The 15,899-nt window shown below is 61.8% G+C and carries 16 protein-coding genes; 10 read left to right on the plus strand and 6 right to left on the minus strand.

Features of this window, described 5'->3' with window-relative positions; all coding sequences use genetic code 11:
- The first annotated feature begins 35 nt into the window (after window positions 1-35).
- A complete protein-coding gene (locus tag ABV589_RS03975) occupies window positions 36-935 on the plus strand; it encodes a bestrophin family protein (RefSeq protein ID WP_367084989.1) in 900 nt (299 codons plus the stop codon).
- A gap of 215 nt (window positions 936-1,150) precedes the next feature.
- Here the strand turns inward: ABV589_RS03975 and glp are convergent, their stop codons facing one another.
- Together glp and moaB are read right to left on the minus strand one after the other, a co-directional pair.
- Window positions 1,151-2,356, minus strand: coding sequence for a gephyrin-like molybdotransferase Glp (glp, locus tag ABV589_RS03980; protein WP_367084990.1), 1,206 nt, complete (start codon window positions 2,354-2,356; stop codon window positions 1,151-1,153).
- On the minus strand, window positions 2,353-2,892 hold the full coding sequence (moaB, locus tag ABV589_RS03985) for a molybdenum cofactor biosynthesis protein B (RefSeq protein ID WP_007964888.1): 540 nt from the start codon (window positions 2,890-2,892) through the stop codon (window positions 2,353-2,355). Before moaB ends, glp begins: the two co-directional genes overlap by 4 nt.
- 285 nt (window positions 2,893-3,177) lie before the next feature.
- On the opposite strand from moaB, the gene ABV589_RS03990 reads away from it, so the two are divergent.
- From ABV589_RS03990 to ABV589_RS04025, 8 genes are all read left to right on the plus strand, one after another.
- Window positions 3,178-4,071, plus strand: a complete 894-nt coding sequence (locus ABV589_RS03990) for a LysR family transcriptional regulator (RefSeq protein ID WP_367084991.1) — start codon at window positions 3,178-3,180, stop codon at window positions 4,069-4,071.
- Window positions 4,072-4,290: 219 nt separating this feature from the next.
- Window positions 4,291-5,136 carry a formate dehydrogenase accessory sulfurtransferase FdhD gene (gene fdhD / locus ABV589_RS03995; protein ID WP_367084992.1) on the plus strand — a complete coding sequence of 282 codons (846 nt, stop codon included), beginning with the start codon at window positions 4,291-4,293 and terminating at the stop codon, window positions 5,134-5,136.
- The gene (gene moaC, locus ABV589_RS04000) at window positions 5,133-5,624 is read left to right on the plus strand and encodes a cyclic pyranopterin monophosphate synthase MoaC (protein WP_367084993.1); all 492 of its coding nucleotides are present in this window, start codon (window positions 5,133-5,135) and stop codon (window positions 5,622-5,624) included. The genes fdhD and moaC overlap by 4 nt, the downstream gene beginning before the upstream one ends.
- Window positions 5,615-5,866 (plus strand): MoaD/ThiS family protein, encoded by a 252-nt coding sequence (locus tag ABV589_RS04005; RefSeq protein WP_367084994.1) that lies wholly within the window; start codon window positions 5,615-5,617, stop codon window positions 5,864-5,866. Before moaC ends, ABV589_RS04005 begins: the two co-directional genes overlap by 10 nt.
- 2 nt (window positions 5,867-5,868) lie before the next feature.
- A complete protein-coding gene (gene moaE / locus ABV589_RS04010; protein WP_367084995.1) occupies window positions 5,869-6,330 on the plus strand; it encodes a molybdopterin synthase catalytic subunit MoaE in 462 nt (153 codons plus the stop codon).
- 240 nt (window positions 6,331-6,570) lie between these two features.
- Window positions 6,571-7,914: a chromate efflux transporter gene (gene chrA / locus ABV589_RS04015; protein ID WP_367084996.1), complete on the plus strand. Its 1,344-nt coding sequence runs from the start codon at window positions 6,571-6,573 to the stop codon at window positions 7,912-7,914.
- A gap of 516 nt (window positions 7,915-8,430) precedes the next feature.
- The gene (locus ABV589_RS04020; protein ID WP_367084997.1) at window positions 8,431-9,795 is read left to right on the plus strand and encodes a glutamine synthetase family protein; all 1,365 of its coding nucleotides are present in this window, start codon (window positions 8,431-8,433) and stop codon (window positions 9,793-9,795) included.
- A 147-nt stretch (window positions 9,796-9,942) separates the two neighbouring features.
- On the plus strand, window positions 9,943-11,226 hold the full coding sequence (locus ABV589_RS04025) for an FAD-binding oxidoreductase (RefSeq protein WP_367084998.1): 1,284 nt from the start codon (window positions 9,943-9,945) through the stop codon (window positions 11,224-11,226).
- A gap of 127 nt (window positions 11,227-11,353) precedes the next feature.
- Here ABV589_RS04025 and ABV589_RS04030 read toward each other — a convergent pair whose 3' ends face one another.
- Together ABV589_RS04030 and ABV589_RS04035 are read right to left on the minus strand one after the other, a co-directional pair.
- Window positions 11,354-12,139: a DeoR/GlpR family DNA-binding transcription regulator gene (locus ABV589_RS04030; protein WP_367084999.1), complete on the minus strand. Its 786-nt coding sequence runs from the start codon at window positions 12,137-12,139 to the stop codon at window positions 11,354-11,356.
- A 252-nt stretch (window positions 12,140-12,391) separates the two neighbouring features.
- Window positions 12,392-13,285 carry a LysR family transcriptional regulator gene (locus tag ABV589_RS04035; protein ID WP_367085000.1) on the minus strand — a complete coding sequence of 298 codons (894 nt, stop codon included), beginning with the start codon at window positions 13,283-13,285 and terminating at the stop codon, window positions 12,392-12,394.
- 84 nt (window positions 13,286-13,369) lie between these two features.
- Here ABV589_RS04035 and ABV589_RS04040 point away from each other — a divergent pair, with 84 nt between their 5' ends.
- Complete coding sequence (locus tag ABV589_RS04040; protein ID WP_367085001.1) at window positions 13,370-14,146, plus strand: NAD(P)H-dependent oxidoreductase; 777 nt, start codon at window positions 13,370-13,372, stop codon at window positions 14,144-14,146.
- 158 nt (window positions 14,147-14,304) lie between these two features.
- Here ABV589_RS04040 and ABV589_RS04045 read toward each other — a convergent pair whose 3' ends face one another.
- Together ABV589_RS04045 and ABV589_RS04050 are read right to left on the minus strand one after the other, a co-directional pair.
- Window positions 14,305-15,324 carry an AbrB family transcriptional regulator gene (locus tag ABV589_RS04045; RefSeq protein ID WP_367085002.1) on the minus strand — a complete coding sequence of 340 codons (1,020 nt, stop codon included), beginning with the start codon at window positions 15,322-15,324 and terminating at the stop codon, window positions 14,305-14,307.
- Between the two features lie 141 nt (window positions 15,325-15,465).
- On the minus strand, window positions 15,466-15,888 hold the full coding sequence (locus tag ABV589_RS04050) for an HD domain-containing protein (RefSeq protein WP_367085003.1): 423 nt from the start codon (window positions 15,886-15,888) through the stop codon (window positions 15,466-15,468).
- Window positions 15,889-15,899: the final 11 nt, after the last annotated feature.

Raw genomic sequence — 15,899 nt, forward strand, 5'->3', positions numbered from 1 at the left:
CCGCCAATTTCCATGCTTAACCGGGATCGCCCAGCATGATCGTCAGACCCAAGGTCAACCAGTTCGCCATCCTCTTCACCCTCAAGGGATCGATCGCCAAACGCATCGCCCTGCGCACGCTGATGGTCACCCTGCTGGCCTCGGCCATCGTGCTGATGGAAATCCTTCACCCGAGCAACTTCACCAAGGTCAACGCCACGCCGTTCACCTTGCTCGGGCTGTCACTGTCGATCTTCATGAATTTTCGCAACAACGCCTGCTACGACCGCTGGTATGAGGCGCGCAAGGCCTGGGGCGAGGTGATCGTGCACATTCGTTCGGTGATCCGCGAGACCCATGTCATCCGTGAGTCGGTACAACGCAAGCCGTTACTGCTCAACCTCTGCGGGTTTGCTCATGCGCTGAACGCGCGGTTGCGTCGGGAAAGCGAAGCGGCGGCCAGCAGCAAGTGGATCACCCCGCAACACGATGCGCGGGTGCCGGACTACAGCGGAAGGATTCTGCAGCAGGTCGGCCAGCAGTGCTCCGACCTGCATCAAAGCGGTGAACTGAGCGAGTGGCGCTACATGCTGCTGGCCAATCACCTGACCAGCCTGACTCAGGCGCAAGCGGTGTGCGAGCGGATCAAAAACACCCCGCTGCCCTTCCCCTACACCTTGCTGCTGCACCGCACGATCTACCTGTTCTGCATCCTGCTGCCGTTCGCCATGGCCGAACCGCTGGGCTGGCTGACCCCGCTGTTCACGGCGATTGTCAGCTACACGTTCTTTGGTCTGGACGCGATTGCCGATGAACTGGAAGACCCGTTCGGCCGCGACGAAAACGATTTGGCGACCGACTCGCTGGTACGCACCATCGAGCGCGATATTCTCAGCGAACTGGGTGAAACCGACCTGCCGCCGATGTTATTGCCGGTGGACTACGTCCTGAGCTGATCACATTTCTCCAAACACCAAAAAAACTGTGGGAGCTGGCTTGCCAGCGATGAGGCCGGGTCAGCCAACATCAGAGTGACTGACTTGCCGCCATCGCTGGCAAGCCAGCTCCCACAGGGTTGCATTACAAAAAAGATCGCAGCCTTCGGCAGCTCCTACAGTGGAATGCGTTTCCTGTAGGAGCTGCCGAAGGCTGCGATCTCTTGATCTTCGTCTTAAAACAGTTCGCTGAAGGGAATGAAGCGCAGCGGATCGCCAATGCCGTGGGTTCTGTTTTCCGGCACCTCCACCAGCCCATCGGCCCAGGTCGCTCCGAGCAAAACACCGGAACTCTGGTTCGGATACAACACCGCACTGCCCGCCTCCAGCCGCACCCGCAGATACTCCCGACGGCTGCCAGCCTTGTTCCAGGCGAACCCGGCATTCACCGTGAAGCTCAATGGCATGACCTCTTCAACGCCCTGAATACGCAGCAGATACGGCCGTGCCAGCAGGCCGAAGGTCACCAGCGCCGAGGTCGGATTGCCCGGCAGGCCAATCACCGGCACCGTGCCGAAATGGCCCACGGTCAACGGTTTGCCTGGCTTGATCGCCAGCTTCCACAGCAACGGTTTGCCGTCCTCGCGCAGCACCTGCCCGAGGCAATCGGCATCACCGGCGGACACGCCACCGGTGGTCAGGATCAGGTCAGCCGCCACTTGCAGTTGCTCAAGTTTGAGCCGCGTCTGCGCCGGACGATCCGGGAGGATCCCGGCGTCGATCACTTCGCAGCCCAGTTCCTTAAGCCAGTGGCCGAGCAACACGCGGTTGCTGTTGTAGATGCTGCCGGGACGCAGCGGCAGGCCCGGCTCGACCAGTTCGTCACCGGTGGACAGCAGCGCCACCTGCGGGCGCCGTACCACGTGCAGCTGCGCGAGCCCCTGCCCGGCAGCGACCGCCAGTTCGAACGGCCCGAGGCGTTTGCCGGCACGCAGCAGGATGTCGCCGACGCGGTTTTCCTGTCCTTGCGCACGAATGTTCTGCCCCCCCTTCAACGGCTGCAAAAAGCGTACGCGACCGTCCTCCAGCACTTCGACGTTTTCCTGCATCTCGACGCAGGTGGCGCCCGGCGGCAGTGGTGCGCCGGTAAAGATCCGTGCGCAGGTGCCGGGCAATAGCGCGTCCGGCGCCTGGCCGGCGTAGACCTTCTGCGACACCTTCAACGGCTGGCGATGCAGATCGGCCAGGTTCAACGCATAACCGTCCATGGCACTGTTCGGCCACGGCGGCAGGTCGAGTGTCGCCACCAGATCACTGGCCAACACCCGTCCGCGCGCCTCGTCGAGCGGCAACATTTCGCTGTCGGCCAGACGTTGCTCATTGGCCATGCCGAGCAACTGGTCGAGGGCGTCCTCGACCGGCATCAACGCTGCCTTGCTCATCCGCGCGGCCCGCAAGCGGCTACGGATTTGAGGTGCGGCACGAAGTTGCACGGGCGATGACGGTTATCCAGTTGCTCGGCGAGGATGCCTTCCCACGCGGTGCGGCAGGCGCCGGTCGAGCCCGGCAGGCAGCACACCAGCGTGCCGTTGGACAGCCCGGCCAGCGCGCGGCTTTGCACGGTCGAGGTGCCGATGTCGAGAATCGAAATGGCGCGGAACAACTCACCAAACCCATCGATCTGCTTGTCGAGCAGACAAGCCACCGCTTCCGGCGTGCTGTCGCGTCCGGTGAAGCCGGTGCCGCCGGTGATCAGCACCACCTGAATGCTGTCGTCGGCAATCCACTGCGCGACCTGGGCGCGGATCTTGTACAGGTCATCCTTGAGCAGGTTGCGTTCGCTCAGGGTATGACCGGCCTCCAGCAATCGGCTGACCAGCAATTGGCCGGACGTGTCGCTCGCATAATCGCGAGTATCGCTGACGGTCAGTACGGCAATGTTCAGGGGGACAAACAGGGCATCCGCTTTCGCACTCATGGAAATCTCCGGCAATAGTTGATCTCATTGCCGGGCAGCCTAAGTGCCACTTATGAGTACTGTCTAATCACTCTGGCCAACCACATTATCGAGCTGCTCTATCGGTGCCGTTGACCGCGGCCGAAGCCTTTGAAACCATGGGCGATAGAGCTGATCGATAGGCTTTTCAATTCTTCCGATTGGACGCAGATACAGGCAGGTGAGATCGTCGCACCTCGCGTTTTTCGTGCGCTGCGCGCATCTGCGTCAATACTCAATCCAATTTCTCAACGAGCAGGTGCCTTCGTGGACATCAAACAACTCAAGTTCCTGATCGCACTGGACGAAACCCGACACTTCGGCCAGGCCGCCGCCCGCTGCCACATCACCCAGCCGACCCTGTCGATGCGCCTGCGCAACCTGGAAGATGAGCTGGATCTGGTGCTGGTCAATCGCGGTCAGCGCTTTGAAGGTTTCACTCAGGCCGGCGAACGGGTACTGGCCTGGGCGCGCACCCTGCTGGCTGCGCATGACGGTCTGTTCGCCGAAGCGGCAGCGTGCCGCGGGCAACTGGTCGGTAGCTTGCGCCTGGGTCTGGTGCCGCTGAGCAATTTCAATCCGGTCAATTACATTCAGGGTTTGTCCGGAACCTATCCCGAGCTGAAATTCAGTCTGTCGTCGGGGAGTTCCGACGAGATCATCGCCGGCCTTGGCAACAACCAACTGGACCTGGGCGTGTGCTACCTCGACCACGTCAACCCGAACTATTTCGATTTTTTCGAGATCGGTGAAACCCGCGTCGGGCTGCTCTACGACAACCGTCACTTCCATTTCGAAGGCTCGGAAATGAGCTGGGAAGACGCCGCCGAACTGCCGCTGGGGATGATCACCACCGGCATGCATTACCGCAAATCCATCGACCTGAGTTTCCGCAGTCGCGGGCTCAATCCGCAGCCGATCATGGAAAGCGATTCGACCTATCAGCTGCTACAGGCGATTCACCAGGGCTTCTGCTGCTCGATCATGCCGCTGGACAGCGGACTGGAAGAGCCGATCGAACACCTGTCGTTCATGCAATTGCCCGATGCCAGTGTGCTGGCGCCGCTGGGACTGGTGATGCGCAAGACCGAACCGCGTTCGGCGATTGCCGAAAAGTGTTTCGCCGAGGCGCGGAAGATGTTTGGGGTTGAGGCAATTTAACCAGATACACGCCCCCTGTAGGAGCTGCCGAAGGCTGCGATCTTTTGATCTTGATTTTGGTTTTTAAGATCAAGATCAAAAGATCGCAGCCTTCGGCAGCTCCTACACGGGAGGCTGTGGTGATAGATCAGCCCGATCACCGCATCAGAACAAGCGATTGGACGCACTTTCACCACGCCCGTAGCCTGAACCCACTTCAGCGCTTCGGGACTTTTCAAGATGCTCTGCCACGTCGAAACTACCACCGAACCCAACACCGAACCCAACGCCCCCGCACCGCAACCGTCACAGGTGGCGTTTCGTGAATACCTGCCGCACGCCCCGCTCTCGCACGTCGCCCTGGCCGCGGAAATCGCTCTGGCGATCACCTTCAATGGCCTGAGCCAGGCGGTGATGATGGTCTCGCCCGGCAACCTCGAAGACTTCATCCGGGGCTTCGCCCTGAGCAACGCGATTATCGACAGCGTTGACGAGATCTACGACATCCGCCTGAGCCATTTCGATCAAGCCTGTCAGGCTGACGTGCAGATTTCCAGCCGCGCGTTCTGGGCGCTGAAAGATCATCGTCGGCAAATGGCCGGCACCAGCGGCTGCGGCATTTGTGGCGTCGAGGCGCTGGAGCAGGCGTTGCCGCAACTGCAGATTCTGCAACCCTGCGCGCTACCGCCGGCTGCGCATTTCGACGGTATCCGCCAACGTATCGAACAGGCCCAGCAACTGGCCCGCAGCAGCGGCGCCCTGCACGCGGCGCTGTACTTCGATGCCAGCGGTGAAGCGCTGCTATGCCGCGAAGACATCGGCCGGCACAACGCCCTCGACAAGCTGATCGGCGCGATGCAAATCGCTGACGTCGATGCGCGTCAGGGCTTCGTGGTGGTCACCAGCCGTTGCAGCCTGGAGCTGATCCACAAAGCCGTGCGGGCCCGCCTCGGCACCCTCGTCAGCCTGTCCGCCCCCACCGCGTTGACGGTGCGTTGGGCACTCAAGCATCGGCTCAATCTGATCCACGTTCCGCACCGCAACGCCCCCCGAATCTACAGCCCGATCCAGGAGCTTTCAGCATGAGCAACACCCTCACCCACCTCGACGATCAGGGCCGCGCCAACATGGTCGACGTCAGCGACAAAGCCGCGACCCGCCGCGAAGCCACGGCGCAAGCCTGGGTGCAGATGCGCCCGGAAACGCTGCAGATGATCCAGGCCAACGGTCACCCCAAAGGCGACGTTTTCGCCGTGGCGCGCATCGCCGGGATTCAAGCGGCCAAGCGCACCCACGAACTGATCCCGCTGTGTCACGCGCTGCTGCTCAGCTCGATTCACGTTGAACTCAAGGCCTGCGAACCGGACCGCGTGCAGATCACCAGCACCTGTCGCCTCACCGGCCAGACCGGCGTCGAACTCGAAGCCCTGACCGCCGCCAGTGTCGCGGCGCTGACGATCTATGACATGTGCAAAGCGGTGGACCGGGCGATGGTCATCGGCGACATCCGCCTGCTGAGCAAACAGGGCGGCCGCTCCGGACACTTTCAATGGGAGGACGCGCAATGCTCCTGATCAACTACTTCGCCAGCTACCGTGATCGCCTGAATCTGGGCGGGGAAAAAATCCCCCTGAGCGACAACCTGCGCAGCATCGAGGATGTGCGGCAGATGCTCATGGCGCGCGGTGAGGAATGGCGCGAAGTGCTCGGCGCCGGCAACCTGATGTGTGCGTTGAATCAGGAGCTGTGCCAACCGAGCGCGGCGATCGAAGACTTCGACGAGATCGCGTTTTTCCCACCGGTCACCGGGGGCTGAGCATGACGGTTCGAGTCCAGTACAAAAGCTTCGACGTCGGCCAGTTGACCGCCGACCTGCATGCGCGCAATCCACGGGTCGGCGCGGTGGTGAATTTCATCGGCTATGTGCGTGATCTGAACATCGGGCAGAGCGTGAACGAGCTGTTTCTCGAGCACTATCCGGGCATGACCGAAAAAGCCCTCGAACAGATCGCCGAAGAAGCGCGCCAGCGCTGGCCGCTGCTGGGGGTCGAGATCGTGCATCGGGTCGGTGCGCTGGCGGTCAGCGAGCCGATCGTGTTCGTCGGTGTCAGCAGCAAACATCGGCACATGGCGTTCGAGGCCTGCGCGTTCATCATGGACGTGCTCAAGACCCGCGCGCCGTTCTGGAAGCGTGAGAGCACAGCGCAGGGTTCGCATTGGGTCGAGGCGCGGGAGAGTGACCAGAATGCGGCGCTGCGCTGGAGTCTGGCGCATACCTGAAGAGCAAAAGCCCCTCACCCTAGCCCTCTCCCCGAGGGAGAGGGGACTGGTTGGGGGATATTGAAGAAATTCACCGAATTGAAAGATTGGCTCTGAATCCATAATCGACTCGATCTTTCAGGTCGATGGATAACGCCAGACACCTCGGTCGGCCCCCTCTCCCTCTGGGAGAGGGCTGGGGTGAGGGTTGAAAGTCTGATTAGATAGCCACTCCGCCAGAATTAAACTCCGGAGTCTCGTTTGAGCACAGCGCCCAACAACCTGCCCCGCCCCGCTCCCGTCACGCTGCGCCAGGCCTGGCGCTTCTGGCTGAAACTCGGCTGCATCGGTTTCGGTGGCCCGGCCGGGCAGATCGCGATCATGCATCAGGAACTGGTCGAGCGCCGGCGCTGGATCTCCGAGCGACGTTTCCTCCATGCACTCAACTACTGCATGTTGCTGCCCGGCCCCGAGGCCCAGCAACTGGCAACGTACATTGGCTGGCTGTTGCATCGTACCTGGGGCGGGGTGATTGCCGGGGCGCTGTTCGTGCTGCCGTCGCTGGTCATCCTGATTGCGCTGTCGTGGGTGTACATCGCGTTTGGCGATGTGCCGGTGGTGGCCGGGATCTTCTACGGGATCAAACCGGCGGTGACCGCGATTGTCTTGCACGCGGCACATCGCATCGGCTCGCGAGCGCTGAAAAACAGTTGGCTGTGGGCGATCGCCGGGGCGTCATTCGTGGCGATTTTTGCCTTCAATCTACCGTTCCCGCTGATTGTGCTCGGTGCCGCGTTGATCGGCTATGCCGGCGGGCGACTGGCACCGCAGCGCTTCGACAATCGCGGGCAGCGCAGCAGCGGCAAATCCTTCGGCCCGGCGCTGATCGATGACGACACGCCAACACCTGAACATGCGCGCTTCAGCCTGCCGAAGCTGTGGCGTCTGCTGCTGGTTGGCGCGGCACTGTGGTGTTTACCGATGGCGCTGCTGACCGCACTGTTCGGCTGGGACGGTACGTTGACGCAAATGGGCTGGTTCTTCACCAAGGCTGCGCTGCTGACCTTCGGCGGCGCTTACGCAGTGTTGCCGTATGTCTATCAGGGCGCGGTCGGGCATTACGGCTGGCTGACGCCGACGCAGATGATCGACGGCCTCGCCCTCGGCGAAACCACGCCCGGGCCGTTGATCATGGTGGTGGCGTTTGTCGGTTTCATCGGCGGCTACGTGCAACCGGCGTTCGGCGCGGAACATGCGTTCGCCGCCGGTGCACTGGCGGCGACGCTGGTGACCTGGTTCACCTTCCTGCCCTCGTTCCTGTTCATCCTCGCCGGCGGGCCGCTGGTGGAATCGACCCACAACGAACTGAAGTTCACCGCACCGTTGACCGCGATCACCGCAGCGGTGGTCGGGGTGATTCTCAACCTGGCGTGTTTCTTCGCTTACCACGTGTTCTGGCCGAGCGGTTTTGCCGGGCACGCGGATCTGTTTTCGATCGGACTGGCGCTGCTGGCCGCACTGGCGCTGTTCATTTTCAAGCGCGGTGTGATTGAAGTGTTGATCGTTTGCGCACTCGCCGGGCTGGGCTTGCATCTCATGCGCTGAACCCTGGCCTGCGAATCTCCCGTTTACACGCCCGCGAATTCCCCCTTACTATCCGGGCACACCGGTGGACGGGGCCAGCCCGCCACCGACGTTTTCCGCCAACGGAAACACGCGTTATGAGTACGTCACCACAACAACCAGAAAGGTTGAACGTCTCCGCTGTGTGCGCCCTCTGTCACAGGGGCCGCGCATGAATCGCATCGTCAATCTCCCCATGGCCCTGCGCCGTTCCAAGCTGCGTCATTCCGCACGCCCGCCGGATATCGATTGCTGATTTCTGTCAGCCAGAAAAGATCCATTGTGGTGAGGGAGCTTGCTCCCGCTGGACTGCGTAGCAGTCCCCTGCCTTTGAATCAAAAAGCGAGAGCCGCTTCGCGCCCCAGCGGGAGCAAGCTCCCTCGCCACAGGTTCTGTATCAAGTCTGACTGATCTCCGTTTGATATCCCTGCCGGGACGCGCTCCATGCGCCCGGCCCGATTCTGCGCGCCCATACGGCGCCATCGTGAGTGATTGACCATGAAATTCGCAGCCATCGAAGACGCACGCCTGTTCCTTGAACAAAACCCCGACATCGACATGATCGAACTGTTCATCCTCGACGCCAACGGCGTGCCACGCGGCAAGTTGTTGCACCGCGAAGAACTGCTCGCTGTCTATGAAAGCGGTCGTCCGCTGCCCAGCACCATCCTCGGTCTGACCGTGCAGGGCGAAGACGTGGAAAACTCCGGGCTGGTGTGGGACGTCGGCGACATCGACTGCCGCGCCTACCCGCTCGAAGGCAGTCTGGTGCGCTTGCCGTGGCGACAGATTCCGACCGCGGCGGTGCAGGTCAGCATGCACCCGACCGAGGGCTTGCCAGCGAGCATCGCCGACCCGCGTCATCTGCTGATCAAAGTCATCGACGGCCTCAAAGCCGAGGGTTATCACCCGGTCATGGCCTGCGAGCTGGAGTTCTATCTGCTCGACGCCAAACGCGATCACAACGGTCGCCCGCAACCGGCACTCGATGCCGACGGTGGCCGACCGCGACACACGCAGGTCTACGGTTTGCGTGAACTGGAACAGATCGAACCGTTCCTCGCCGACCTCTACAGCGCCTGCAAACTGCACGGCATTCCGGCGCGCACGGCGATCTCGGAATACGCCCCGGGCCAGGTGGAAATCACCCTCGAACACGGCGACGCATTGCTCGCGATGGATCAGGCGGTGCGTTACAAACGCCTGGTCAAAGCCGTGGCACACAAACACGGCATGCAGGCGACATTCATGGCCAAGCCGTTTGATGATCTGGCCGGCACCGGCATGCACATGCAAGTCAGTCTTGCTGATGGCGAGGGGCGCAATCTGTTCGCCGCCGAGGACCCGGCGGGCACCCCGCTGCTGCGCACGGCGATTGGCGGGATGCTCGCCTCGCTGCTCGATACGCTGCTGCTGTTCTGCCCCAACGCCAACTCCTACCGCCGCTTCCAGGCCAACAGCTACGCGCCGTTGGCGCCGACCTGGGGCGTCGACAACCGTACCGTCAGCCTGCGCGTACCGGGCGGCCCGGCCAACACCCGGCACATCGAACACCGCATCTGCGGCGCCGATGCCAACCCGTATCTCGCAGCCGCCGCGATCCTCGCCGGCATCCATCGCGGGATTCGCGAAAAGCTTGATCCGGGCGCGCCGGTCGAGGGCAATGGCTACGCGCAAGCCAAGACGTTGCTGCCGACCGATTGGCTGACCTCGCTGCAGGCGCTGGAAAACTCGGTGTGGGCGCGGGATGCCCTGGGCCAGGAATTTCTCGGGGTGTATCTGGCGGTGAAACGTGCCGAGTACCGGCAGTTCATGGCCGAGGTGGGTGAGCAGGATTGGCGTTGGTATCTGACCGAAGCCTGACATACACCCTAAATCCTGTGGGAGCTGGCTTGCCAGCGATGGGGCCGGCAAATTCAGCATCTCTGGTGACTGATACTCCGCTATCGCTGGCAAGCCAGCTCCCACAGGGTCCTCGATTTGACTTGCGAATTTTGTGTGGACACCGACATGACCCAACGCTGCAATTCCTACTACACCGCCACCCTCAACCAGGACACCGACTACCCGACCCTGCTAGGTCGACATCAAGTCGATGTGGTGATCATCGGCGGCGGTTTCACCGGCGTAGCCACCGCCGTCGAACTCGCCGAAAAAGGCCTGAAAGTCGCCATCGTCGAGAGCCACAAAATCGGCTGGGGCGCCACCGGACGCAATGGCGGACAAGTCACCGGCAGCCTCTCCGGCGACGGTGCGATGCGCAAACAGATGCGCCCGAAACTCGGTGATGAAGTCGACGATTTCATCTGGCACCTGCGCTGGCGCGGGCATGAAATCATCCAGCAGCGGGTGGAGAAGTACGGCATCCAGTGCGACCTCAAACACGGCCATCTGCACGCTGCTTACAAGCCGAGCCATATGGACGGTTTGCGCCAGGATTACGACGAAGCCGTGCGCCGGGGCATGGCCGACGAGGTCAGCCTGCTCGACCGCAGCCAGGTGCGCGACCTGCTGCAAAGCGACCTCTACCATGGCGCGATCAAGAACACCCGCAACATGCACCTGCACCCACTCAACCTGTGCATCGGCGAAGCGCGGGCGGCGGAAAGTCTTGGTGCGCTAATCTTCGAAAACAGTGAAGTGCTGGAAATCATTCACGGCAAAACCCCAGGCGTGCGCACCGCCCATGGCCAGATCGACGCCAATCAGGTGATGCTCGCCGGTGACGTCTATCACAAGCTCGAACCGGGCCAGCTCAAGGGCAAGATTTTCCCGGCCATGGGCGGCATCGTCACTACCGCACCGCTGGGTGATCTGGCGCGGCAGATCAACCCCGAAGACCTCGCGGTGTACGACTGCCGTTTCGTCCTCGACTACTACCGCCTCACGGCCGACGGGCGCCTGCTGTTCGGCGGCGGCGCCAACTACAGCGGCAAGGATTCACGGGACATTGCCGCCGAGCTGCGCCCGTGCATCGAGCAAACCTTCCCGGCGCTCAAAGGGGTGCAGATCGACTACCAGTGGAGCTGCGCGATGGGCATCGTGATCAACCGCATCCCGCAACTGGGCAAGCTTTCGGATAACGTCTGGTATTGCCAGGGCTACTCGGGACACGGCATCGCGACGACGCACATCATGGGCGAAATCATGAGCCGCGCGATCACCGGGCAGATGGAGCAGTTCGAGACCTTTGCGCAGTGCCAGCACATTCGGGTGCCGATGGGGGATTTGCTGGGCAATCCGTTGTTGGCGGCGGGAATGTGGTATTACCAGATGCTTGAAAAGTTGCGTTGACCGGACTGGCCCCATCGCTGGCAAGCCAGCTCCCACAGTGTCCGTGTCGGACTAAACCTCATGTACACCACCAAAACCTGTGGGAGCTGGCTTGCCAGCGATGAGGCCAGCAGCCTCACTACAAATCTCAGTCCGGCAACTGCTCCACCACAATCCCCAACCGCCGATAATCCTCGACACTCCCCGACGCCACATGACGCTCGGTAATCAGCGTATGCAGGCGCGTGCACGAAGCCACCACGAACGGCTCCACTGCCCCCAGCTTGTCCGCCGTGGTCACCGCAATCACCCGCGCCGCGCTGTCGAGCAAGGCCTGCTTCACCGGCACTTCATCGAAATGCAGCGAGGTGATGCCCACCTCCGGGTGAATCGCACAGACGCCGGTAAACGCCAGATCCGCCTTGATCCCGGCCAGCATGCGCACCGCCTCGTGCCCACCGGCCGACATCGTGCGCGGGTTCAGTTGTCCCCCGGCCAGAATCACTTTCACGCCCTTGTACTCGGACAGGGCAATGGCCGTCATCGGCGCGGCGGTCACTGCAGTGATCTGAATATCCGCGCGCAACGAACGCGCCACCTGCAACGCGGTCGAGCCGGAATCGAACAGCACAATCTGCCCGTCCTCGACCTTTTGCGCCGCCAACTGCGCCAGACGCACCTTCACCTCATCAGTTTCTTCCAGCCGGGTGAAGTAATCCTTGCCACTGTCCTTGGGCCTTGGCAGCGCCCCGCCATGCACGCGCTGCACCAGGCCGGCGTGGTCCAGTTCGGCGAGGTCGCGGCGGATGGTGTCTTCGGACACGGCGAAGTGCTGGCTCAACTCGGAAGCCATGACCTTGCCGTCGCGTTCGAGGATCAGGAGGATTTTCTGCCGACGCAGGGACGGCAGTTCAGTGACCGAATGATCGTGCATGGTTTTGCCTGTTTATGCTTGTAGTTGCAGGTTTTGCCGAGACTAGCGAAAGCCTCGGGCAAACACAAACCGGCCGGTATCAATTGTTTCGATCATTGGAATCAACATGCCGAATTTTTTCTTTGCCGTGCGTCTGTTCAGAATGGCCTCAATTTAAAAAGGCTCAGGATGACCAGCTGATGAATCTCAATTTTGCGTTTGCGTGCATGATCGTGGTGTCTTTTGCGATTGCTCTGGGGCACGCCTGATACCTCACACCGACGCCGCCAGATGCTCACGCAACCATTTGTGCGCCGGGTCGCGATGCGCGCGCTCGCCCCAGAACATCGCCATCTCGTAGCCCGGCACCGGCAATGGCGCATCGACTACCTGCAACACCGGGTTGCCGCGCACCAGCCGTGACGGCAGCATCGCCACCAGATCGGTACTCGCCAGCACCGACATCACCATCAGAAAGTGCGGCACCGACAGCACCACTTTGCGCGCCAGACCAACCTCGGCCAGCGCCTTGTCGGTCACCCCGAAAAAACCCCCGCCCTCGCGCGACACCATCACGTGTTCCAGCGCACAGAACTGTTCGCGAGTCGGCTTACGCGTCAACCCCGGATGCCCGACGCGACCGGCCAACACGTAATGCTCGGTGAACAGCACCCGCTGATGCAGATCCAGCGGCGCCTCTTCGGTGATGTGCAGCGCCAGGTCAAACACGCCCTGCTCCGCCTGCTTCACTAACTGCGCCGGCATCAGGTCGAGCACCGCCAGCCGGGTGCCGGGTGCCTGAGTGCGCAAACCGCTGAGCGCGGGCAGCACCACCGTCGACTCGCCGTAATCGGTGGCCGCGACTTTCCAGATGTGGCGGGCCTGCGCCGGATCGAAGGCACTGGCCGGCGCGACTGCCCGCTCCAGTGCTTCCAGCGCCTCGCGCAACGGCTCGCGCAATTCATCGGCCCGCGCCGTCGGGCGCATGCCCCGTGGCCCGGGCAGCAACAGTGGGTCGCCGAAGATCTCGCGCAGCTTGGCCAGGTGCACGCTCACCGACGGCTGCGACAGGCTCAAGCGCTCTGCGGCGCGGGTTACGTTGTGTTCTGCCAACAACACGTCTAGGGTCAACAGCAAGTTGATATCCAGACGTCGTAAATTATTCATGGCTATACCTGACATATCAGACATTCATTTCCAATATACCGATCAAGGATTGATCCTGCCTGCATTCAACCAAGGAGTTGCACCATGAATGTGCTACTGGTCTACGCCCACCCCGAACCCACTTCGCTCAACGGCTCGCTCAGAGACTTTACCGTCCAGCGTCTGCAAGCCGCCGGCCACACCGTGCAAGTCTCCGACCTGTATGCGATGAACTGGAAGACCACGATCGACGCCGATGATGCTCCCGGTCGCGATGAGAGCCGCCCCTTCCACGCTTCGATCGATTCGAAACTGGCTTACCAACAGGGCCGGCAGTCGGCCGACATCGCCCGCGAGCAGGAAAAACTATTGTGGGCCGACGCGCTGATCCTGCAGTTCCCGCTGTGGTGGTTCACCATGCCGGCAATCCTCAAGGGCTGGGTCGAGCGCGTGTACGCCTACGGGTTTGCCTACGGTGTCGGCGAACACTCCGATGCGCGCTGGGGTGAGCGTTACGGCGAGGGCAAGATGAAGGGTAAACGCGCGATGCTGCTGGTCACCACCGGGGGCTGGGATTCGCACTACAGCCCACGCGGAATCAATGGGCCGATTGATGATTTGCTGTTTCCGATTCAGCACGGCGTGTTGTTCTACCCCGGTTTCGACGTGGTGCCGCCCTTCCTGGTGTACCGCGCCAGCCGCATGGATCAAGCGCGGTTTGCCGAGACCTGCGAGGCGCTGGGCACGCGTCTGGATGAGTTGTGGAGCACGCGGCCGATCGCGTATCGGCAGCAGAATGCCGGGGATTACGAGATTCCGGCGTTGACGCTCAAGGATGATGTCGTTCCGGGTGAGGAAGGCTTCGCCGCGCACACTCGGTAAGGATCACTGAACCTTTGTGGCGAGGGAGCTTGCTCCCGCTCGGCGACGTAGTCGCAAAACCTGCGATTTCGGTGCACCTGAAACACTGCGGCGTCGGGGTTTGGGGCCGCTTCGCAGCCCAGCGGGAGCAAGCTCCCTCGCCACAGGGGGGATGTGCTTCAGACTTCCTCCCGCGCCCGCCGCACCTGCACCAGCAACGCCGGCGCAAAGTGCAGCAGCACCATCCGCGCCAGATGGTGAGTCAGGATGAACACCACATTCAGCCCGCCGGCAAACGCGACAATCGCAATCGTCTCGATCGCCCCTGGCATGTACGCCAGCCACAGCGACAACGGATCACTGCTCAACCAGCGCGCCGCCACTTCGGCAAATGCCGCCGCCACCACGATCATCAAGCCAACCGATACCAGCGCCGTGCGACCATGCCGTCCCAATTCCGCAAGGCCAAGTCCCTGAAAGCGCGAGCCGATCCGCACGCCAAGAATCAGCGCCGCCAGGTTCAGGCTCCAGTCCGGCATGTGGAAGCCGTGCAGCCATCCCGATTTCACAAACACCGCCGTCAGCAGAATCGCCGTCAACATGAACGGCGCCGGCACGCCGATCACCAACAGCAAGCGCCCGATGACGATGCTCGCGCCGATCAGCGCCAACACGGTCAATGCCATGCCCGTGCTCAACGGAGCGCTTTCAATCACCGCCACCGAGGCCTGCCCGGGAATCAAAAAGCTCACCAGCACCGTGATCAACAGCAAGCGCATCAGGTGCACGATAATGACTTTGCTCGAGGCCTTTTCCGACTCCAGCAAATCGAACACCGCCGCCAATGCACCGGGATACACCGCCAGTAGCGCGTCGGTGCGATTCCATCCCGCGCCGCGAGTCAGCCACCATCCGGCGAGGGCGATCTGCACCGTCAGACACAGTAGCAACACGCCAAGGCTTGGCAACATCGCCGAAGCCGTCGCACTGTCCCACGCCTCGAACATCAACCCGGTGGCGATGCCCAGCGTGACCTGGATGTAGCCCAGACCATAAGGGGTTGCGGGGGCAAAACCGGTGCGAGTGGTGACCAGCGCGGCAACGAGGATCGCCCCCAGCAACAGGCCGTGAGGAACACCGCTGAACTGCAACGCAGCGCCAACGGCGGCCGCGATCAACAAACACAGAATCGATTTCATATTCGCCTTCCTGGCTATTCAACTGACCCAACACATTCCACATGTAGGAGCTGCCGCAGGCTGCGATCTTTTGATTTTGCTTCTAAAAATCAAAGTCAAAAGATCGCAGCCTGCGGCAGCTCCTACAGGGGGGATTCGTTCTTACGTGCGCAACCGCCCGATCGCGCGGCGGTATTTCTCGATCCGTTCCAGATCCTCCCAACTTGGCGAGGCAATCCGCGACAGGTCGCTGTTCTCTTCCAGATCCGCCAGTTTCACCGCCCGGCCAATCGGGTTCTGCGCCGCACGCTCGACAAAATCCTCATAGGACTCGCCAGGCACTTTGGTCACGGATTCAATCGCGCTCAGCACCTCTTCACTGAAACCTTCCTTACGCAAATCATCGAGGCTGATGCCGCAATCCTCGACCACATCGTGCAGCACCGCGACGATGCGTTCTTCCAGCGTGGTCATGCGCAACATGACTTTCAGCGGATGCAGAATGTACGGCGCACCGCCCTTGTCGACCTGACCGGCATGGGCGGTGGCAGCGATGGCGATGGCGCGTTCGAGGGTCTGGGTCATGGGGATTTCTC

The sequence above is a fragment of the Pseudomonas sp. HOU2 genome (genome assembly GCF_040729435.1).
In the GTDB taxonomy this organism is placed as follows: Bacteria; Pseudomonadota; Gammaproteobacteria; order Pseudomonadales; family Pseudomonadaceae; genus Aquipseudomonas.

Bases quoted from the DNA above. Each gene is read 5' to 3' on its own strand.
- ABV589_RS03975 (WP_367084989.1), top strand. From the start codon at position 36: ATGATCGTCAGACCCAAGGTCAACCAGTTCGCCATCCTCTTCACCCTC.
- glp (WP_367084990.1), bottom strand. From the start codon at position 2,356: ATGAGCAAGGCAGCGTTGATGCCGGTCGAGGACGCCCTCGACCAGTTG.
- moaB (WP_007964888.1), bottom strand. From the start codon at position 2,892: ATGAGTGCGAAAGCGGATGCCCTGTTTGTCCCCCTGAACATTGCCGTA.
- fdhD (WP_367084992.1), top strand. From the start codon at position 4,291: ATGCTCTGCCACGTCGAAACTACCACCGAACCCAACACCGAACCCAAC.
- moaC (WP_367084993.1), top strand. From the start codon at position 5,133: ATGAGCAACACCCTCACCCACCTCGACGATCAGGGCCGCGCCAACATG.
- ABV589_RS04005 (WP_367084994.1), top strand. From the start codon at position 5,615: ATGCTCCTGATCAACTACTTCGCCAGCTACCGTGATCGCCTGAATCTG.
- moaE (WP_367084995.1), top strand. From the start codon at position 5,869: ATGACGGTTCGAGTCCAGTACAAAAGCTTCGACGTCGGCCAGTTGACC.
- ABV589_RS04020 (WP_367084997.1), top strand. From the start codon at position 8,431: ATGAAATTCGCAGCCATCGAAGACGCACGCCTGTTCCTTGAACAAAAC.
- ABV589_RS04025 (WP_367084998.1), top strand. From the start codon at position 9,943: ATGACCCAACGCTGCAATTCCTACTACACCGCCACCCTCAACCAGGAC.
- ABV589_RS04030 (WP_367084999.1), bottom strand. From the start codon at position 12,139: ATGCACGATCATTCGGTCACTGAACTGCCGTCCCTGCGTCGGCAGAAA.
- ABV589_RS04035 (WP_367085000.1), bottom strand. From the start codon at position 13,285: ATGAATAATTTACGACGTCTGGATATCAACTTGCTGTTGACCCTAGAC.
- ABV589_RS04040 (WP_367085001.1), top strand. From the start codon at position 13,370: ATGAATGTGCTACTGGTCTACGCCCACCCCGAACCCACTTCGCTCAAC.
- ABV589_RS04045 (WP_367085002.1), bottom strand. From the start codon at position 15,324: ATGAAATCGATTCTGTGTTTGTTGATCGCGGCCGCCGTTGGCGCTGCG.
- ABV589_RS04050 (WP_367085003.1), bottom strand. From the start codon at position 15,888: ATGACCCAGACCCTCGAACGCGCCATCGCCATCGCTGCCACCGCCCAT.